Annotated in this window: 18 protein-coding genes and 1 pseudogene; 6 read left to right on the top strand and 13 right to left on the bottom strand. The window is 65.2% G+C overall.

The window, feature by feature from the left end:
* The 3 genes from carB to carA are packed head-to-tail and all read right to left on the bottom strand — an operon-like array spanning position 1 to position 5,359.
* Positions 1-3,333, bottom strand: coding sequence for a carbamoyl-phosphate synthase large subunit (gene carB / locus HUU99_RS10205; protein WP_174286478.1), 3,333 nt, complete (start codon positions 3,331-3,333; stop codon positions 1-3).
* Entirely contained in the window at positions 3,333-4,079 is a 747-nt protein-coding gene (locus HUU99_RS10200; RefSeq protein WP_174286477.1) for a hypothetical protein, read from the bottom strand. The genes carB and HUU99_RS10200 overlap by 1 nt, the downstream gene beginning before the upstream one ends.
* Positions 4,079-5,359 carry a glutamine-hydrolyzing carbamoyl-phosphate synthase small subunit gene (gene carA / locus HUU99_RS10195; protein ID WP_174286476.1) on the bottom strand — a complete coding sequence of 427 codons (1,281 nt, stop codon included), beginning with the start codon at positions 5,357-5,359 and terminating at the stop codon, positions 4,079-4,081. Before carA ends, HUU99_RS10200 begins: the two co-directional genes overlap by 1 nt.
* A 142-nt stretch (positions 5,360-5,501) precedes the next feature.
* On the opposite strand from carA, the gene HUU99_RS10190 reads away from it, so the two are divergent.
* From HUU99_RS10190 to rpoD, 4 genes are all read left to right on the top strand, one after another.
* Positions 5,502-5,969, top strand: a complete 468-nt coding sequence (locus HUU99_RS10190; protein WP_174286475.1) for a GatB/YqeY domain-containing protein — start codon at positions 5,502-5,504, stop codon at positions 5,967-5,969.
* A gap of 110 nt (positions 5,970-6,079) precedes the next feature.
* Positions 6,080-6,463 carry a GIY-YIG nuclease family protein gene (locus HUU99_RS10185; RefSeq protein ID WP_174286474.1) on the top strand — a complete coding sequence of 128 codons (384 nt, stop codon included), beginning with the start codon at positions 6,080-6,082 and terminating at the stop codon, positions 6,461-6,463.
* Complete coding sequence (dnaG, locus tag HUU99_RS10180) at positions 6,460-8,331, top strand: DNA primase (RefSeq protein ID WP_174286473.1); 1,872 nt, start codon at positions 6,460-6,462, stop codon at positions 8,329-8,331. Before HUU99_RS10185 ends, dnaG begins: the two co-directional genes overlap by 4 nt.
* Complete coding sequence (gene rpoD / locus HUU99_RS10175; RefSeq protein WP_174286472.1) at positions 8,331-10,367, top strand: RNA polymerase sigma factor RpoD; 2,037 nt, start codon at positions 8,331-8,333, stop codon at positions 10,365-10,367. Before dnaG ends, rpoD begins: the two co-directional genes overlap by 1 nt.
* A 223-nt stretch (positions 10,368-10,590) precedes the next feature.
* Here the strand turns inward: rpoD and HUU99_RS10170 are convergent, their stop codons facing one another.
* The 5 genes from HUU99_RS10170 to HUU99_RS10150 all read right to left on the bottom strand — a co-directional run bounded on the left by HUU99_RS10170 (position 10,591) and on the right by HUU99_RS10150 (position 13,435).
* Positions 10,591-11,577 (bottom strand): MlaA family lipoprotein, encoded by a 987-nt coding sequence (locus tag HUU99_RS10170; protein ID WP_174286471.1) that lies wholly within the window; start codon positions 11,575-11,577, stop codon positions 10,591-10,593.
* A gap of 78 nt (positions 11,578-11,655) precedes the next feature.
* Positions 11,656-12,048 carry a 50S ribosomal protein L19 gene (gene rplS / locus HUU99_RS10165; protein WP_174286470.1) on the bottom strand — a complete coding sequence of 131 codons (393 nt, stop codon included), beginning with the start codon at positions 12,046-12,048 and terminating at the stop codon, positions 11,656-11,658.
* Positions 12,045-12,779: a tRNA (guanosine(37)-N1)-methyltransferase TrmD gene (trmD, locus tag HUU99_RS10160; protein WP_174286469.1), complete on the bottom strand. Its 735-nt coding sequence runs from the start codon at positions 12,777-12,779 to the stop codon at positions 12,045-12,047. The genes rplS and trmD overlap by 4 nt, the downstream gene beginning before the upstream one ends.
* Entirely contained in the window at positions 12,776-13,165 is a 390-nt protein-coding gene (locus HUU99_RS10155; protein ID WP_174286468.1) for a type II toxin-antitoxin system VapC family toxin, read from the bottom strand. The genes trmD and HUU99_RS10155 overlap by 4 nt, the downstream gene beginning before the upstream one ends.
* Positions 13,166-13,435, bottom strand: a complete 270-nt coding sequence (locus tag HUU99_RS10150) for an AbrB/MazE/SpoVT family DNA-binding domain-containing protein (protein WP_174286467.1) — start codon at positions 13,433-13,435, stop codon at positions 13,166-13,168.
* 85 nt (positions 13,436-13,520) lie between these two features.
* Here HUU99_RS10150 and HUU99_RS10145 point away from each other — a divergent pair, with 85 nt between their 5' ends.
* Positions 13,521-14,426 carry an NAD(P)/FAD-dependent oxidoreductase gene (locus HUU99_RS10145; RefSeq protein ID WP_174286466.1) on the top strand — a complete coding sequence of 302 codons (906 nt, stop codon included), beginning with the start codon at positions 13,521-13,523 and terminating at the stop codon, positions 14,424-14,426.
* Positions 14,427-14,429: 3 nt separating this feature from the next.
* Here HUU99_RS10145 and rimM read toward each other — a convergent pair whose 3' ends face one another.
* The 5 genes from rimM to HUU99_RS10120 form a co-directional block, all read right to left on the bottom strand.
* Positions 14,430-14,918, bottom strand: a complete 489-nt coding sequence (gene rimM, locus HUU99_RS10140) for a ribosome maturation factor RimM (RefSeq protein ID WP_174286465.1) — start codon at positions 14,916-14,918, stop codon at positions 14,430-14,432.
* Between the two features lie 7 nt (positions 14,919-14,925).
* Positions 14,926-15,072, bottom strand: a complete 147-nt coding sequence (locus tag HUU99_RS10135) for a hypothetical protein (RefSeq protein ID WP_174286464.1) — start codon at positions 15,070-15,072, stop codon at positions 14,926-14,928.
* A gap of 60 nt (positions 15,073-15,132) precedes the next feature.
* Complete coding sequence (gene rpsP, locus HUU99_RS10130; RefSeq protein ID WP_174286463.1) at positions 15,133-15,627, bottom strand: 30S ribosomal protein S16; 495 nt, start codon at positions 15,625-15,627, stop codon at positions 15,133-15,135.
* A gap of 36 nt (positions 15,628-15,663) precedes the next feature.
* Positions 15,664-17,181: a signal recognition particle protein gene (gene ffh / locus HUU99_RS10125; protein ID WP_174286462.1), complete on the bottom strand. Its 1,518-nt coding sequence runs from the start codon at positions 17,179-17,181 to the stop codon at positions 15,664-15,666.
* Positions 17,182-17,497: 316 nt separating this feature from the next.
* A complete protein-coding gene (locus tag HUU99_RS10120) occupies positions 17,498-17,794 on the bottom strand; it encodes a GIY-YIG nuclease family protein (RefSeq protein ID WP_174286461.1) in 297 nt (98 codons plus the stop codon).
* A 150-nt stretch (positions 17,795-17,944) separates the two neighbouring features.
* On the opposite strand from HUU99_RS10120, the pseudogene HUU99_RS10115 reads away from it, so the two are divergent.
* A pseudogene (locus HUU99_RS10115) lies at positions 17,945-18,259 on the top strand (tRNA (N(6)-L-threonylcarbamoyladenosine(37)-C(2))-methylthiotransferase MtaB); the annotation flags it as partial.

Here is an 18,259-nt window from a genome sequence, read left to right as displayed (position 1 = left end):
TCAATTATGCGATTGCGAATAATAGGATTGCAGCGGCCGTACTTCAAGGCTCGCCGTCGCGGACACCGCAATGGCCTTTGCCGCCTCGACGCTGGCCGACGCGGTGGTGAAATACGGAATGCGCTGCGCGAGCGCCGCCTGACGGATCGGCTTGGAGTCCTTCAGGCTTTGCCAGCCCTCGGTCGTGTTGAAGATCAGATCGATCTCGCCGTCCTTGATCCGGTCGACGATATGCGGCCGCCCCTGCGCGACCTTGTTGACGCGCTCCACCGGAACGCCTGCGGCGATCAGATAGTCCGCGGTGCCGCCCGTCGCCACGATACCGAACCCCTTCTCCGCCAGCGCGCGGACGCCCGACAGGATCAACGGCTTGTCGCTGTCCTTCACGCTCACGAACACCGCACCGTTCGTCGGCAGCACGGTCCCGGCACCGAGCTGCGCCTTGGCAAACGCCGTCGTGAAATCGCTCGCGATCCCCATGACTTCGCCGGTGGACTTCATTTCGGGTGAGAGCACCGGGTCGACCCCGGGAAATTTGTTGAAGGGGAACACCGCCTCCTTGACCGCATAATACGTAATATGCCGATCGATCGCCGGAAGGTCGGTCAGCATCTCCCCAGCCATCACGCGGGCCGCGATCTTCGCGATCGGCGCGCCGATCGCCTTGGCGACAAAGGGTACGGTCCGGCTCGCGCGCGGATTGACCTCGATGAGATAGACCAGCTCGTCCTTGACCGCGAACTGGATGTTCATGAGGCCGACGACCCGCAGCGCATGCGCGAGCAGCACGGTCTGGCGCTCGATCTCCGCGATGACCTCCGCGGTGAGGCTGTAGGGCGGGATCGAACAGGCGCTGTCGCCCGAATGGACCCCCGCCTCCTCGATATGCTGCAACACGCCAGCGACGACGACATCGGTGCCGTCGGAGATCGCGTCGACATCGACCTCGACCGCGTCGCGCAGATATTGGTCGATCAGCACCGGCGAGTCCCCGGACACCTGCACCGCGGTCTGGATATAATCGTCGAGCTGTGCCGGCCCGTCGACGATCTCCATCGCGCGACCGCCCAGCACGTAGCTCGGCCGCATCAATACGGGATAGCCGATCCGCTCCGCCGCCGCGATCGCCTCGTCGCGGCTGCGCGCGAGGCCGTTGGCAGGCTGGCGCAGCTTCAGCTTCGACACGAGATCGGCGAACCGCTCGCGGTCCTCCGCGAGGTCGATCGCGTCAGGCGAGGTGCCGAGGATCGGGATGCCCGCCGCCTCCAGCGCGCGCGCGAGATTGAGCGGAGTCTGGCCGCCGAACTGGACGATGACGCCCGCCAGCGTGCCGTTCTGCTGCTCGACGTGCAGGATTTCCAGCACGTCCTCCGCGGTCAGCGGCTCGAAATACAGCCGGTCGGAGGTGTCGTAATCCGTCGACACCGTTTCCGGGTTGCAGTTGACCATGATCGTCTCATAGCCCGCCTCTTCCAGCGCGAAGCAGGCGTGGCAGCAGCAATAATCGAACTCGATCCCCTGCCCGATCCGGTTCGGTCCGCCACCGAGGATCACGACCTTCTTCCGGTCGGTCGGCTGGCTCTCATTCTCGGGCTCGCCGAAGCTCGGGGCTTCGTAGGTCGAATACATGTACGGCGTCCTGGCGTCGAACTCGGCCGCACAGGTGTCGATCCGCTTGAAGACGGGCCGTACGCCCAGCCGGTGGCGAAGCGCGCGCACCTCGTCCTCGGTCACGCCGCCGGTCATCGCGACGACGGCATCGTGGATCAGCCCCGACCCGCGCGCGATCCCGCGTTCCATGCCACGCAGATTGGCGGATTTCAGCGCGAGATAGGCGAGCCTTTTGTCGCTGAACCCCATCGCCTTCAGCCGCCGCAGCCCCGCCGCCTCGATCGGCAGGCCATTGGTGGCGACCTCTTCCTCGGCCGCGACGATGCCCGCGATCTGCTCCAGGAACCACGGATCGTATTTCGCGATCGCGGCGACCTCGGCGACGGTGAACCCCTCGCGCAGCGCCTGTGCGGCGACCAGCAACCGGTCGGGCGTCGCGGTCGCCAGTGCCGCCTCGATCTCCGCGCGCGGCGCACCGACAAGGTGGTCGACCTGGTTGAATCCGCTGAGCCCGGTCTCCAGACCGCGCAGCGCCTTCTGGACGCTTTCCTGGAAATTCCGCCCGATCGCCATGACTTCGCCGACGCTCTTCATCGCCGTACCGAGATTGGGCGACGCGCCTTTAAACTTCTCGAACGCGAAGCGCGGAATCTTGGTGACGACATAATCGATCGTCGGTTCGAAGGACGCGGGCGTCGCGCCGGTGATGTCGTTGGTGATCTCGTCGAGCGTGTAACCGACCGCCAGCTTGGCGGCGACCTTCGCGATCGGGAAGCCCGTCGCCTTGGACGCCAGCGCCGACGACCGCGACACGCGCGGGTTCATCTCGATGACGATCAGCCGGCCGTCCTTCGGATTGACCGCGAACTGTACGTTCGAACCGCCTGTTTCCACGCCGATCTCGCGCAGCACCGCGATGCTCGCGTTGCGCATGATCTGATATTCCTTGTCGCTCAGCGTCAGCGCAGGCGCGACGGTGATGGAGTCGCCGGTATGGACGCCCATCGGATCGACATTTTCGATCGAGCAGATGATGATGCAATTGTCCGCCCGGTCGCGGACCACCTCCATCTCGTACTCCTTCCAGCCGAGCAGCGATTCCTCGATCAGCACCTCGGTGGTGGGCGACAGGTCCAGGCCGCGCCGGACGATCTCTAGGAACTCCTCGCGATTATACGCGATGCCGCCGCCCGATCCGCCCATCGTGAAGCTGGGCCGGATGATCGAGGGCAGCCCGGTTTTCTCCAGCCCGGCCAGCGCCTCCTCGACCGTATGCGCGATCGCCGAGCGCGCGCTTTCCAGCCCGATCCGGTCCATCGCGTCGCGGAACTTGAGCCGGTCTTCCGCCATGTCGATCGCATCGGCATCCGCGCCGATCATCTGGACGCCGTATTCCGCCAGCGTGCCGTCGCGGAACAGCGCCAGCGCGGTGTTGAGCGCGGTCTGCCCGCCCATCGTCGGCAGCACCGCATCCGGCCGCTCCTTGGCGATGATCGCGGCGACGACCTCGGGGGTGATCGGCTCGACATAGGTCGCGTCCGCCAGTTCGGGGTCGGTCATGATCGTGGCGGGGTTCGAATTGACGAGGACGATCCGGTAGCCCTCCTCCTTCAACGCCTTGATCGCCTGCGTGCCCGAATAATCGAACTCACACGCCTGCCCGATGACGATCGGTCCTGCGCCGATGACGAGGATAGAGGAAATGTCGGTGCGTTTGGGCATTAAGCCAATCCAAAAAGATGCGAGATAATTCGCTTCGCCATTTCGCCAACAGCGTTCGATGCAAACTTTTCGGCGAGAAACCGTAAGGCAGGCATAATCAAAATATAAAGGCTATTTAATCTGAACGCAGATCTAGATAATAGCGTCTCAGCAGCCGCTATTTCGCCAGATATTACATCCTTTTCATCGCCTAATTCTTCTGATATCTCGTTACTCTCTCTAATTTCCTCCGCCATGCTACGGAGATCGGCCGAAAGAAGGTCTATCGCTGGCCGGTTATCATCAATCCGAACTATACGGTCTGAGGCCGGAACATCGGTTCCAATTAAAACTTCCTGACTGTCAACATTTTTGGATGTGTCGTCAGGTACAGGATCGTTGTGAATATCGATCCAAAATTCCTTATTTCCGAAGACGTCTTTAAACCATGGAATGCCGCCAAGCCGTGCCTTCGTGAAAAGCTCGTCTAACGTGTCCGGCATATATTTAATCATTGTTTCATCAGTTGAAAGTTTCGTGAACCGCAATGCCTCACCAGCATAACGGTCGTGAACAATCGTCAAAAAACCCCACTCCTGAACTTTTAATAGTGCCTTTTGAACCGCACTGGGGTCTGCCTGCCAGCCATACCGGTCTTCAAACTCTTCGATTAGACCAACACGATTGCGCGGTAGACCTCTTGATCCAGCCGCGGTTCTGAGCCCAAGAAGAACCGCCATAGCAAGGTAATCAGTCGCCGAATTCATCAAAGCATCCCCACAAACCGCTCGAACAGATACAGACTATCCTGCGGCCCCGGGCTAGCCTCGGGATGATACTGCACGCTGAACGCAGGCCGGTCGGTCAGTTCCAGCCCCGCATTGCTCCCGTCGAACAGCGACACGTGCGTCTCGCGGACGTTCGCGGGCAGCGAGGCGCGCTCGACTGCGAAGCCGTGGTTCATGCTGGTGATCTCCACCGCGCCGTCGCTCAGCCGCTTGACCGGGTGGTTGGCGCCGCGGTGGCCCTGGAACATCTTGGTCGTGGTCGCCCCCACCGCCAGCCCGAGCAGCTGGTGGCCGAGGCAGATGCCGAACAGCGGCTTGCCCGTTTCCAGCAGCTTGGCGATCACGGGGACGGCGTATGCGCCCGTCGCCGCGGGATCGCCGGGGCCGTTCGACAGGAAGATGCCGTCGGGGGCGAGCGCCATGATCTGGTCGTAGCTCGCGGTGGCGGGCACGACGGACACCTTCGCACCGGCTTTCACCAGGTTGCGGAAGATGTTGCGTTTGGAGCCGTAGTCGATGGCGACGATGTGGGGTTTGGTATCCGGGGCATGTGCTTCGACAGGCTCAGCACGAACGGTGGTGATGGGCGACGCTTCCGCTCCCTCTCCCGTTCGTCCTGAGCTTGTCGAAGGACGGGTTCCAGGGGCCTCGCCTTCCCCATACCCGAACCCCAGCCGCCAGACGCCGCCGTCCCAGCCATAATCCATCTCGGTCGACACCGACGCCGCCAGGTCCATCCCCTCCAGCCCCGGCCAAGCCCGCGCCAGTTCCAGCAAAAGGGGAATATCGAACACCCCATCCGCCGCATGCGCGATAACCCCATTGGGCGCGCCGCCGCTGCGTATCCGCCGCGTCAGCGCGCGCGTATCGATCCCCGACAGGCCGATCCGCGCATGCCGCTTCATCCAGCCGTCCAGCCGTTCCACCGCGCGGAACGACGACGGCGCGGTCACGTCCTCGCGTACGATCATGCCGAGCGCATGCGGATTGTCCGCCTCCACATCGTCGGGGTTCGCGCCGACATTGCCGATGTGCGGGAAGGTGAAGGTGATGATCTGACCCGCGAACGACGGGTCGGTCATGATCTCCTGATAACCCGTCATCGCGGTGTGGAAGCACACCTCGCCGACCGCCTGCCCCTCCGCGCCGAAGCCGCGGCCCCAGGCGACGTCCCCCGACGCCAGCACCAATACGCCGGTCGCGCCCGCGGGCTGGGGGGCAGCGGAAAGGGGCGCAGGCGAAGACGTGGCGTCGGCCATGATCGGCGGGCACTCCATAGATTGGCGGCGATGTCGCTAAGGCCCGTTCGCTAAGCCCCCACCCCCTGCGCGTCAACCGGTTCACGTGCGGACGCGCTTGGGCTAGGCTTGACAGCTTACCGAAACGCCGAAAGCCGACGCCATGATTCGCGACGATATCAAGACCGCCCTCGTTACCGCGATGAAAAGCGGCGACAAGCAGACCACCGCCGCGATCCGCCTGATCCAGTCCTCGATCAAGAACCGCGACATCGAAGCCCGCGCGCCGCAATCGCGCGAGGGCAAGGCACCGGCGGACGACGATACTTTGGTGGTCGAGGTGCTGCAGAAGATGGTCAAGCAGCGCCGCGAGTCGATCGAGATGTATGTGAAGGGCGGGCGGCAGGAATTGGCCGACGCCGAAGCTGCGGAGGTCGCGGTGATCGAGCGGTTCCTGCCGCAGACGATGACCGAGGACGAGACGAAGGCGGCGATCGAGGGGATCAAGACGGAGCTCGGCGCCGGCGGCATGAAGGACATGGGGCGCGTGATGGCGGAGCTGAAGGCACGGCACGCGACGACGTTGGATATGGCGAAGGCTAGCGGGTTGGTGAAGGCGGCTTTGACTTAAGTGCATGTCGCCGCATCGGCCTCCTGCCTTCCGTTCGTCCTGAGCTTGTCGAAGGACGTGCCGCAAACGACCCACTCGCCCGAATCGCGCTCGCATGGCATGGGGAGGAGATGGCGTTTTGGGCGTACCTCCTCCGCTGCGGCGATGGCAGTTTCTACGCCGGGCACACGGATGCGCTGGAAGCGCGGATCGGTGCGCATCGCCAGGGACGAGGAAGCGACTATACGGCGCGGCGACAGCCGGTGACGTTCGCCTGGGCACAAGATTTCCCGTCTCGTCTGGAAGCCCTCGAAGCGGAACGCCGTATAAAGGGCTGGTCGCGCGCTAAGAAGGAAGCGCTCATCGCGGGGGATTGGGATCGCGTATCCCAATTGGCCGTGTCGTACGGGAAACGTGCTTCGACAAGCTCAGCACGAACGGAGGAAGGAGGAGACGTCATCTCCTGCATCCAACCGGCGCCCGTCGACGGACATTTGCCGAGCGCCACGCCATGACCCTCACTCCGCAATTTCTCGACGAACTGCGCGCCCGCACGTCGCTGTCGACGCTCGTCGGCAAGACCACCAAGCTCCAGAAGGCCGGCCGCGAGTACAAGGGCTGCTGCCCGTTCCATAACGAGAAGACGCCCAGCTTCTACGTCAACGACGCCAAGGGCTTCTACCATTGCTTCGGCTGCTCGGCGCATGGCGATGCGATCCGGTGGATGACCGACCAGCGCGGGTTGCCGTTCATGGATGCGGTGAAGGAACTCGCCCAGGCGGCGGGGCTGGAGCTGCCCGCGATGGACCGCCAGTCCGCGGAAAAGGCCGAACGCGCCAAGGGCCTGCATGACGTGATGGCCGACGCAGCAGCCTGGTTCGCCGAACAACTGGGCGGCATCGCCGGGGCGGAGGCGCGGGCGCTGCTCGACCGGCGCGCGATCACGCCGGAGACCGCGCGCGTCTTTGGCATGGGCTTCGCCCCCGATAGCCGCGGGAAGCTGAAGACCGCGCTCAAGACCTATGGCGACCCGATGCTGGTGGAGGCGGGGATGCTGATCCAGGTCGAGGGTAAAGACCCGTATGACCGGTTCCGCGGCCGACTGATGATCCCGATCCGCGACGCGCGCGGACGGACCATCGCGTTCGGCGGACGAATCCTCAATCAGGGCGAGCCGAAATATCTGAACTCCCCAGACACGCCGTTATTCGACAAGGGTCGCACGCTCTACAATCTCGACCGCGCCGCGCCGGCGTCGCGCAAGGCGGGGCGCGTGATCGTGGTCGAGGGCTATATGGACGTCATCGCGCTCGCCCAGGCGGGGATCGGCGAGGCGGTCGCCCCGCTCGGCACCGCGCTGACCGAGGCGCAGCTGGAACGGCTGTGGCGGATGACGGATGTCCCGATCCTGTGCTTCGACGGCGACGCCGCGGGGCAGAAGGCGGCGCTCAGGGCGGCGCACCGCGCGCTGCCGTTGCTGGCACCGGGGCGAAGCCTGTCGTTCGCGACGCTGCCCGCGGGGCAGGACCCGGACGACCTCGTCCGCGCCCGTGGTGCGGCGGGCATGGAGGCAGTCCTGCGCGAGGCCGAGCCGCTGGTGCAGCGGCTATGGGCGAGCGAGCTTGCCGCCGAAGCGCTCGACACGCCCGAACAGCGCGCAGGCTTGCGCCAGCGATTGAACGAGGCCGCGGGTACCATCGCCGATCCCAGCGTCCGTAGCGAGTATCAGTCCGAATTCCGCCGCCGCTTCGACCTCCAGTTCGCCCGCGGCCCCCGCCCCTTCGTCCCGTTTGAGAAGCGCGCTCCTTTCAAGAAGGGGGCGTGGAAGCCTCCCATCGCCCCGGTCGGTGCCGAGGCAAAGGCCGTTGGTTCGGCCGGTATCGACCGCGTGCTTGCCAAGGCGGTTCTCGCCGGCCTGATCCGCCACCCGGCCGAGATCGCGCGTCATGTCGAGATATTGTCGAGTCTCCGCCTGGTCGACGGCGCGCTCGGACGGTTGTTCGAGGCCGTCGTCGATCTGGCGCTGGAGGATCAGGCGCTTGATAGCGCGCGGCTTCTCACCATATTGGCACGGTCGGGGTTTGACGGGGTCGCGAGCGATCTGTTGAGAGCCGATTCGATGCCATATTCGTTTACGATGAAAATCGCCGATCCGGTGATCGTTCGGTCCGACCTGGATGAGGCGATCGCGATTCTGATCGCGCGACCCGAAGTGGACGCGGCGTTGGGCGAAGCGACGGCTGCGATGCAGGCGCGGTTCACCGATGAGGCATTCGAGCGACAAGTGGCGTTGGTGAGAGAGAAGCAGGCGTTGGACGTTCGGCTTGCAAATCTGGTGCAGGCGAACGAAGACGCCCGGGCTTTGGGTGCTGAGGGCGATTGATGGCGAAGGCGAATGCGGCGGATACCGCCGAGACGATGGAAAGCGGCGACGCGCCGCTGATCGACTTGAACGACGCGACGATCAAGAAGGTCATCGCGCGCGCCAAGAAGCGCGGCTACATCACCTACGAACAGCTGAACGAAGCGCTGCCGCAAGGCGAGATGTCCTCCGACCAGATCGAGGATATCTCCGCGGCGCTGTCCGAGATGGGCATCAATATCGTCGAGAACGACGAAGCGGGCGAAGACGGCGAGACCGAAACGGCCAAGGACGACGATGACGACGTCGAATCGGTCGACGCCGAGGCCGATACCGGCCCCGCCCCGGAAAAGAAGAAGGAGACGATCGATCGCACCGACGATCCCGTCCGCATGTATCTGCGCGAGATGGGCGCGGTCGAATTGCTCAGCCGCGAGGGCGAGATCGCTATCGCCAAGCGGATCGAGGCGGGTCGCGACACGATGATCCTGGGGCTGTGTGAAAGCCCTATCACCTTCAATGCGATCATCGACTGGTCGACCGCGCTGAACGAGGGCACGATGCAGCTGCGCGAGATCATGGATCTCGACGCGATGCTGTCCAAGGACCCTGCGCCCGAGGCGCTGGCCGACGACGCGGTCGACGGCACCGGAGAGATTTCGGAAAAGACGGCGGGCCCGTCGTTCAAGGAAGAAGCCGAGCCGGAGGAAGCGACGCTCGTCGACGAGGACGAGGAATCGCTGACCGAGCGCCGCACCCCGCGCCCGTCGGACGACGAGGAGGAGGACAATACCCTCAGTCTCGCGCAGATGGAGGAGCAGCTCAAGCCGATCGCGCTGGAACGGTTCGCGAACATCACCGCGCTCTACAAGAAATTCTCGAAGGTCCAGCAGTCGCGCCTCGACGCGATGGGTGCGGGCGGCGAACTGTCCGCAAGCGACGAGCGTAAATATCACAAGCTGCGCGAGGAACTGACCGCGGAAGTCGAGAGCGTTCAGTTCCACAACGCCAAGATCGAATATCTGGTCGACCAGCTCTACGCGTTCAACCGCCGGCTGACCGCGCTTGGCGGACAGATGCTGCGCCTGGCGGAGCGTCACAAGGTGCCGCGCAAGGATTTCCTCGACCGCTATATCGGCCATGAGATGGACGAGCAGTGGCTGCCCAGCGTCGCCAAGCTGGACAAGAAGTGGATAGCCTTCGTCACCAACGAAGGCGACGCGGTCGAACGGATCCGAAGCGAGATCGCCGATATCGCGCAGCAGACGGGCATGGCGCTCGTCGAATTCCGCCGTATCGTCAACATGGTCCAGAAGGGCGAGCGCGAGGCGCGGATCGCCAAGAAGGAAATGGTCGAAGCGAACCTGCGCCTCGTGATCTCGATCGCTAAGAAATACACCAATCGCGGGCTGCAGTTCCTGGACCTGATCCAGGAGGGCAATATCGGCCTGATGAAGGCGGTCGACAAGTTCGAATATCGCCGCGGGTACAAGTTCAGCACCTATGCGACGTGGTGGATCAGGCAGGCGATCACGCGCTCGATCGCGGACCAGGCGCGCACGATCCGCATCCCGGTCCATATGATCGAGACGATCAACAAGCTGGTCCGCACCAGCCGCCAGTTCCTCCACGAGCAGGGTCGCGAACCGACGCCCGAGGAAATGGCCGAGCGCCTCTCCATGCCACTGGAGAAGGTCCGCAAGGTGATGAAGATCGCCAAGGAGCCGATCTCCCTCGAAACGCCGATCGGCGACGAGGAGGATTCACACCTGGGCGACTTCATCGAGGACAAGAACGCGGTCATCCCGGTCGATGCCGCGATCCAGGCGAATTTGAAGGAAACCGTCACCCGCGTGCTGGCGAGCCTGACACCGCGCGAGGAGCGCGTGCTGCGGATGCGGTTCGGGATCGGCATGAACACCGACCACACGCTGGAGGAGGTCGGGCAGCAATTCTCGGTCACGCGCGAACGTATCCGGCAGATCGAGGCGAAGGCGCTGCGGAAACTGAAGCATCCCAGCCGCAGCCGCAAGATGCGGTCGTTCCTGGATCAGTAGGTCCGCGAGTTCGCCTACCCATTGCCGTCATCCCGGCCTCGAGGCGGGATCCCGCTTCTTCCGCCGCCGAAGAAGCGTGACCCTGGGTCAAGCCCGGGGTGACGATTCGTTTGGTTCTGCGGCATTCAGCAAACGGTGTTTTCCTGCGAACGCAGGAACCCAGGATGACGATCGTCACTGCTTGAGATCCTGGGCTCCTGCGTTCGCAGGAGAACGGCCTCCTCTAGCGCTGCGGCGCATGCTCCCGCTGCGGCGTCGGCGGCGACGGCAGTTTCTTCACGCGGATCGGCTCGGTCGGTGCCTCAGACATCGGGCTGGAATTACCCACGTCCCTTCCGCGCAGATGGTCGATCTCCGCCTGACGACGCTGAAGGTAGAAGGCACGCGTATTGGCGTACGGATTGGCCACATTGTCGTGCAACGTGTGCAGCGTCTCGTCGAATTCGGCGCGGTGGTCGAGCACGCCGAGGACAGCCGCGGGTACCGCATAGGCCGGGTTCGTCAGGCGGTGGCTGCCGACGATCGCGGGCAGGACCAGGCGGTCGGCGAAACCCCCGAACAGGTCGCGCACGGTCGTCGGACCGACGATCGGCAGGAACATGAACGGGCCCGGCGGGACGCCGTAGAAGCCGAGCGTATCCGCGAAGCCGTTGCCGCGCCGCGGTAGCCTGAACGGCCGCTTCTTCGCGACGTCGATCACGCCCGCGATACCGATCGTCGAATTGACCACGAAACGGCCGACGGTTTCCGCCGCCTTGCCGATCTTGTGCTGGAAGATGAAGTTCACCAGCACGACGGGTTCGCGCAGATTGTAGAGGAAATTATGGACGCCGCTACGCAACGGGCTTGGGACGGTGTGTTTGTAGGCGAGCGAGACGGGGCCGATGATGGCACTGTCGACCGCCTGGGTCACCGCGAACGATTGCGCGTTGAGCGCGCGCAGCGGATCGGGGGCGGCGGCCGGATCGCGCGCGGTCACGATGATATCGTTTGGCGATGCGCTCGCCTGCGGGCTGTCGTGCTTGTCACGCCGGACCGGTTCGTTCGGCGTCGTGGCGGCATCGGCCGGTTCCGGTGCCCTGCCCGGTCCGGTGTCACCGGCGTCGGGACGACCCGCGACCGGCGGGACTGTCGCGCCGCTTGGCACGGTCGCCTGGGGAACGGGCGTGCCCGCCAGCATCGTGGCCGTCGTCCATAGGATGAATGTCAATTGCCGCCCCGGGTTCAAAAAGAAAGGGCGCGAAAGCCGATGCCTTCGCGCCCCGATCCCCTATCCCCTTACACGCCTTCACTCGGCGGCGGCAGTACCCTTTGCAGGCCGCGTGTCGCGACGCTCGGCGATGCGCGCCGACTTGCCGGTGCGGCCGCGCAGATAATACAGCTTGGCGCGGCGGACCGCGCCCTTGCGGACGACCTCGATCGATTCGACGTTGGGCGAATAGAGCGGGAAGACGCGCTCGACGCCCTCGCCGAACGACATCTTGCGAACGGTGAAGTTGCTGCCCATGCCCTTGTTCGAGCGCGCGATGCACACGCCTTCGTAATTCTGCACGCGGGTGCGCTCGCCCTCGACGACCTTCACGCCGACCTTGAGCGTATCGCCGGGACGGAATTCGGGGATCGTCTTGTTGCCCAGGAACTTGGCGATCTGCTCGGCTTCGAGCGTCTGGATCAGATTCATCGGTCGTCCTTCTTCGCCTGCGCGCCAGAGGGCGACTGGACCCGAGCGCCCTCGTGGCGCTCCCAAAGGTCCGGCCGCCTTAGCCGTGTATCGATCTCGGCCTGTCGCTTTCGCCAGGCCGCGATCCGTGCATGATCCCCCGATCGCAGCACTTCGGGGATCGTGCGCCCTTCCCATATGCCGGGTCGGGTATAATGCGGGTATTCGAGCAGCCCCGTCTCGAAGCTCTCGTCCACGCCGCTCAAGGTCGCGCCCATTACGCCGGGAAGCAGCCGGATGCAAGCATCCAGCAGCACCAGCGCCCCCATCTCGCCGCCCGACAGGACATAGTCGCCGATCGACATCTGCTCGATCGCCCGCGCATCGAACAGCCGCTCGTCGAACCCCTCGAACCGACCGCAAACGAGGACGAGGCCGGGGCCGGCAGCGAGCGTCCGCACCCGCGTCTGGGTGAGTGGCTTCCCGCGCGGAGTGAGTGCGACGACGGGGCGATCACCGACCGTGACGGCGTCGAGCGCGGCCGCCACGACATCCGCGCGAAGCACCATTCCCGCACCACCCCCGGCCGGCGTATCGTCGACCGTCCGGTGTCTATCGGCTGCGAAATCGCGGATGTTGACCGCCTCGCACGACCATTTCCCGTCCGCCAGCGCGCGTCCGGCCAGCGATTGGCCGAGCGGTCCAGGGAACATGTCTGGGTAGAGCGTCAGGATCGTGGCGGTGAAGGTCACCGCGTCCAGTTCTCTACACGAAGACCTGCGATGCCGTTGAAATGCCGCTCGTTGTTCGTGACGAGCGTAACGTCCAGCGACAGCGCCTGCGCCGCGATCAGCCGATCGAAGTCATGCCGCTTCACCCCGTGCTCGCGAACCAACCTGCCATAGGCTCGAGCGGCCACGGCATCGAAGGGTACGACTCGTACGATTCTGACGAGTGTCTCGAGATGCTCGCGATCCGGGCCCTCGCTATGTTCGCGTGCGCCAACCGACAGTTCGGCATAGCTGATCGCCGACATGACGAGACCATCGCGTCGCCGCTCCTTCATGCGTCTGAGAAGCGACGCCGACCGGCCTCGGGCAAAGTCGATGCAGCTATTGGTATCGAGGATGAACCGCATTCAGGCGGCGGATCGATCGGAGGCCGTCGACCAATCACGATCGACATCGTCCATGGGCAACCGTCCCCCATCCATGAAATCCGGCGAAAAGCTGCCGTACAGGCGATCCAGTGTCGCAGCCTCGTCCAGAGGAGGCCGAATTTCGAAACCCCCTTTGCCGTCGGAGATCAGTTCGACCTCGTCGCCATCCTCCAGCCCGAGCGCTTTCGGCAGCCTTAGCGCCAGCGAATTGCCCGACTTGAACACCTTGGCACGATATTCTTCGCCCATGACCACCTCCGTATCTACGTCCTGTATATACGGCCGCACGTATGCCAGCAAGGAACCTCCTGCTGTCCCAAGGCTTCCCGTCCCAATGAACGACTGCATCATCATCGGTGCCGGCCCGGCCGGCCTCACCGCAGCGATCTATCTCGCCCGGTTCCATCTTTCGATCCGTTTGCTGGACAACGGATCGAGCCGCGCAGCGACGATCCCGCGCACCCGTAACCATGCGGGCTTCCCCGACGGCATACCGGGCCGCGACCTGCTGGGGCTCATGCAGGCGCAAGCCGAACAGTACGGTGCGGTGGTCGAGATGGTCGAGGCGACCGCGATCGCGCGCGACGGTGAGAATTTCGTCGTGTCGACCACGAACGGCCGCTTGCCGGCGTGCACCGTGCTGCTGGCGACGGGGGTGGTCAACAATCGGCCCGCGATGCCCGACGACCTGCATGACGAGGCGCTCGCGCGGGGTCTGATCCGCTATTGCCCGATCTGCGACGGGTACGAAGTCACCGACAAGCGCGTCGGTGTGATCGGGGACGGCGCGCACGGCATGCGGGAGGCGCTGTTCCTGCGCGGCTACACGCGCGACCTGACGCTGATCGCACCGTCCGCCGCGTTGACGCTCGACCCGTCCTGTTGTGCCGCGCTGGACGATGGCGGCATCTTGCGGGTCGACGGTCCGTGCCGCGGGTTCGCGATCGAAGGCGACCGGATCGTCGTCGATACACCCGCCGGCGCGCTGCACTTCGACAGCATCTACCCCGCGATGGGATCGGTCATCCGCTCCAAGCTGGCGGTCGCGGCCGGCGCACGCGCGACCGACGAGGGTTGCCTGGAGGTCGACGAGCACCAGCGAACCTCGATCCCCGGCCTGTTCGCCGCCGGCGATGTGGTCCGCGGGCTGGATCAGATCAGCCATGCGATGGGAGAAGCCGGCGTGGCCGCGACCGCGATCCGCAATCTGCTGGCCGACCGGCATCCGATCCGCCGCTGACCGTTACACGACGAACGCGGGGTCCAGGAGGAGGCGCTGAGCGTTCCATTCGGGTACCGCTTCGGGTCGCATGGGCACCATGAAGCGTGCGCCGGGCTTGCCGTCCGCACCGGGCCGCTCGATCTCGATCACGTCCCCGGCACCGAAATTCTCGACGGCGACCACGCGTCCGATGGCCGAGCCGTCGGCCAGGGCGACCGGCAGTCCGATCAGATCGGCGTGATAATACTCGCCTTCGCCCAGCGGCGGCAGCGCCGAGCGCGGCACCGTCAGTTCGGTGCCGCGCATCATCTCGGCGGCGGTGCGATCGGCGACCTGATCGAACCGCGCGATCGCGCCATTGCCACCATGCCGCAGCGACCGGATGGTCAGCGCGCCGCCGTTGAAGACGCGGTAGGCGGACAGATCGTCGGCAAAGGATTTCAGACGCACTTCGCCGCCGATCCCGTGCGCACCGACGACGACCGCCAGAGTCACCGTGTCGACGGACATGGACTCATCATCCCTCGGGGGAGCCGGGCTGCCCGGCGGGTTCGTCGTCGGCACCTTCGGCGGGTTCGTCCGCGGAAACGCCGCGGTTGCCGACATCGGGTCCGGTTTCCACCGGTTCATCGGACGCCGTTCGCGGATCGGGTGGCAAGGTCATCGCGCGTTCCTTTCTTATCGGGTCGGGAAGAACGAAACGCGCGGTGCCATGATCCGTGCCTTACTGTTCGCTGGTGGCCTCGGCGACCTGCTCGGCCTCGGCCGTCGGCGTTTCGGTCGCGGCCTCGACATCGGCGGCGACGACGGCTTCGGCCTCTTCCGGCGTGTCGGCGGCGGGGGTCGCAGCGGCTGCAGCGGCAGCGGCGGCCTCGTCGGCTTCGGCCTGCTTGGTCGCGCGTTCCTCGGCGCGCTCGGTGGCCTTCTCGCCGGGCTTGCCCTTGGTGGGGTTCAGCCGTGCCGCGCGCTCGCGCACGCCCGCCACATCGAGGAAGCGCGCGACGCGGTCGGTCGGCTGCGCGCCGTTCGACAGCCAGTATTTCGCGCGCTCGGCGTCGATCTGGACGCGCTGGTCGTTATCCTTGGCGAGAAGCGGGTTGTAGTTGCCGATCTTCTCGATGAACTTGCCATCGCGCGGGCTACGCGCATCGGCGACGATGATGCGGTAGTAAGGACGCTTCTTGGAGCCGCCCCGCGACAGACGAATGCTGAGTGCCATTATATAGTCTTCCTTGTAGCTTATTGCGTTGATTGATTATTTCTTGCGGTTGCCGAAACCGGCCATGCCCGGTGGCAACCCGCCGCCCGATCCGGGAAGCCCCGGCAGGCCGGGCAGGCCGCCGCCGAGCCCCTTCATCGCCTCACCCATGTCGGCACCGCCGATCGCGTTGCCCAGGCCGCCCATGCCGCCCTTGCCCAGCATCGCCATCATGCCCTTGATGCCGCCCATTTTGCGGATCTTCTTCATCGCGGTCGACATTTCCAGGTGCATCTTCAGTAGCTTGTTGACGTCCTGCACATTGGTGCCGGAGCCCTTGGCGATGCGGATCTTGCGCTTGGCGGTGATGACCTCGGGCTTGGCGCGCTCCTTCAGCGTCATCGATCCGATGATCGCCTCCATATGCACCAGCACCTTGTCGCTGCCGGGCGCGGCCGCCATCGCGTTCTGCGCCTTCTTCATGCCGGGGATCATCCCCGCCAGCGCGCCGAGGCCACCCATGCGCCGCATCTGCTGCAGCTGGCCGCGCAGGTCGTTCATGTCGAACTGACCCTTGGCCAGCCGCGACGCCATGCGCTCGGCGTCTTCCTGCTGGATCGATTCCGCGGCGCGCTCGACGAGCGACACGACGTCGCCCATGCCGAGGATACGGCCCGCGACACGCTCCGGATGGAACGCCTCCAGCGCATCGAGCTTCTCACCCGTGCCAGCGAACTTGATCGGCTTGCCCGTCACCGCGCGCATCGACAGCGCCGCGCCGCCGCGCGCATCGCCGTCCATCCGCGTCAGCACGATCCCCGTCAGCGGCACCTGCTCGCTGAAATTTTGCGCGACGTTGACCGCGTCCTGGCCGGTCAGCGAATCGACGACGAGCAGGATCTCCTGCGGCCGCGTGATGTCGGCGACCGCCTTCATCTCGTCCATCAGCGCCTGGTCGACGTGCAACCGGCCCGCGGTGTCGAGCATCAGGACGTCGTAGCCCTGCAGCTTCGCCGCCTGGATCGCCCGCCGGGCGATGTCGACCGGCTGCTGGCCCTGCACGATCGGCAGCGTCGCGACCTCGATCTGCGTGCCCAAAGTCGCCAGCTGTTCCTGCGCGGCGGGGCGATTGACGTCGAGCGACGCCATCAAGACCTTCTTGCGGTCGCGCCCACCCTGCCCGCCCGACAGCCGCTTGGCGATCTTCGCGGTCGTCGTCGTCTTGCCCGAACCCTGGAGCCCGACCATCATGACGATCGCGGGTGGCGCGACGTTCAGGTCCAGCTCGGACGCACCGGTTTGTCCCTCGGCGCCGCCCAGCATCGCGACCAGCGCGTCGTTGACGATCTTGACGACCTGCTGGCCGGGCGTGATCGATCGCAGGACGTTGTGGCCGACCGCCTGTTCGGTGACCTCGTCGACGAACTTGCGCGCGACGGGCAGCGCGACGTCCGCTTCGAGCAACGCGACGCGGACCTCGCGCATCGCCGCCCGCACGTCCGCCTCGGTCAGCGCGCCGCGACCGCGCAGGCGATCGAAGACGCCGCCTAGCCGGTCGCTCAGACTGTCGAACATGCGCCTTCACCTCCAATCGGGCCACAAAACGCACAAAACGCCGGCGGGCGAAACCTCGCCGGCCAGCGTGCGCCCGTGGGCGCTAGGATTGGGCGTTCAGTGACTGAACGTTGGCGAAGCGTTAGACGGCAGCCAGGCAAAATACAAGATGGCTAACTCGTCGCGAAAGTGGGTGCATTCGACGCCGATCAACAACCGCAACATCACCCTCGCTTCTCAACATCGCCGAAAGCGAGAAGGTACCCCTCGCTGTTCACAGCTCGCGAGGTGGTAACCGCTCCACCCCCGCGAAGGCGGGGGCCCAGTTGGGATGTCCTCACGGCAACGCCACACGGTCGTACAAATCTTCCCAATCAGGGTTGAAGCCTTCGATCTCGCGCAGCTTCCAGGCGCGGTTCCATTTCTTCATCTGCCGCTCGCGGAGCCGCGCGGCTTCCCAGCTTCCCGCGACCTCGTACCAGACCAGGAGCTTGCAGTCGTACTGGCGCGTGAAACCGGGGACGACGTCGTTGCGGTGTTCCCATATGCGCTTCGCGAGGTCGGTGGCGGAGCCGATATAGATCGTGCCGTTGCGCTTGCTGGCCATGATGTAGACGCACGCTTGTTCGCTCATCGGGGCGCTTCCCAACTGGGCCCCCGCCTTCGCGGGGGTGGATCAGGATAGGTACAGGGATGGATTTGCAAGGTCAAAGCGCTCGGGACGCGAGGCGGTCGCCGTCCTTTCCGTGGACTTACCCCCACCCCATCCCTACGTCGCGCTGCCATGTCCGCAGACGTCGTAACCCTAGGCTGCCGCCTAAACATCGCCGAAAGCGAAACCATCCGTGCACTGCTCGGCGACTGCGACACGGTAGTGGTCAACAGCTGCGCGGTCACCGCCGCCGCCGTCAAGGAAACGCGCGCCGCGATCAGACGCCTGCGCCGCGAGCGGCCGGGTGCCGAGCTGATCGTCACCGGCTGCGCGGCAACGATCGACCCCGCCGGGTTCGCCGCGATGGCCGAGGTCGACCGGGTCGTCGCCAACTACGCCAAGCTCGCGCCCGCCAGCTGGGGCAGCGCGCTGCCCGCCGCGCCGCCG

The organism is Sphingomonas bacterium, from assembly GCF_903642285.1.
Taxonomy (GTDB): Bacteria; Pseudomonadota; Alphaproteobacteria; order Sphingomonadales; family Sphingomonadaceae; genus Sphingomonas.
The sequence above is the reverse complement of the archived record's forward strand: the minus strand, read 5'-3'. Positions and strand labels throughout refer to the sequence as shown.

What these genes read in the sequence shown, in the direction of transcription:
- HUU99_RS10150 (WP_174286467.1), bottom strand. Translation starts at nt 13,435, where the DNA reads ATGGGCGAAGAATATCGTGCCAAGGTGTTCAAGTCGGGCAATTCGCTG.
- HUU99_RS10120 (WP_174286461.1), bottom strand. Translation starts at nt 17,794, where the DNA reads ATGAGCGAACAAGCGTGCGTCTACATCATGGCCAGCAAGCGCAACGGC.
- rimM (WP_174286465.1), bottom strand. Translation starts at nt 14,918, where the DNA reads ATGTCCGTCGACACGGTGACTCTGGCGGTCGTCGTCGGTGCGCACGGG.
- rpoD (WP_174286472.1), top strand. Translation starts at nt 8,331, where the DNA reads ATGGCGAAGGCGAATGCGGCGGATACCGCCGAGACGATGGAAAGCGGC.
- HUU99_RS10135 (WP_174286464.1), bottom strand. Translation starts at nt 15,072, where the DNA reads ATGACCTTGCCACCCGATCCGCGAACGGCGTCCGATGAACCGGTGGAA.
- carA (WP_174286476.1), bottom strand. Translation starts at nt 5,359, where the DNA reads ATGGCCGACGCCACGTCTTCGCCTGCGCCCCTTTCCGCTGCCCCCCAG.
- HUU99_RS10145 (WP_174286466.1), top strand. Translation starts at nt 13,521, where the DNA reads ATGAACGACTGCATCATCATCGGTGCCGGCCCGGCCGGCCTCACCGCA.
- HUU99_RS10190 (WP_174286475.1), top strand. Translation starts at nt 5,502, where the DNA reads ATGATTCGCGACGATATCAAGACCGCCCTCGTTACCGCGATGAAAAGC.
- rpsP (WP_174286463.1), bottom strand. Translation starts at nt 15,627, where the DNA reads ATGGCACTCAGCATTCGTCTGTCGCGGGGCGGCTCCAAGAAGCGTCCT.
- HUU99_RS10200 (WP_174286477.1), bottom strand. Translation starts at nt 4,079, where the DNA reads ATGAATTCGGCGACTGATTACCTTGCTATGGCGGTTCTTCTTGGGCTC.
- rplS (WP_174286470.1), bottom strand. Translation starts at nt 12,048, where the DNA reads ATGAATCTGATCCAGACGCTCGAAGCCGAGCAGATCGCCAAGTTCCTG.
- carB (WP_174286478.1), bottom strand. Translation starts at nt 3,333, where the DNA reads ATGCCCAAACGCACCGACATTTCCTCTATCCTCGTCATCGGCGCAGGA.
- dnaG (WP_174286473.1), top strand. Translation starts at nt 6,460, where the DNA reads ATGACCCTCACTCCGCAATTTCTCGACGAACTGCGCGCCCGCACGTCG.
- HUU99_RS10155 (WP_174286468.1), bottom strand. Translation starts at nt 13,165, where the DNA reads ATGCGGTTCATCCTCGATACCAATAGCTGCATCGACTTTGCCCGAGGC.
- HUU99_RS10185 (WP_174286474.1), top strand. Translation starts at nt 6,080, where the DNA reads ATGGCGTTTTGGGCGTACCTCCTCCGCTGCGGCGATGGCAGTTTCTAC.
- ffh (WP_174286462.1), bottom strand. Translation starts at nt 17,181, where the DNA reads ATGTTCGACAGTCTGAGCGACCGGCTAGGCGGCGTCTTCGATCGCCTG.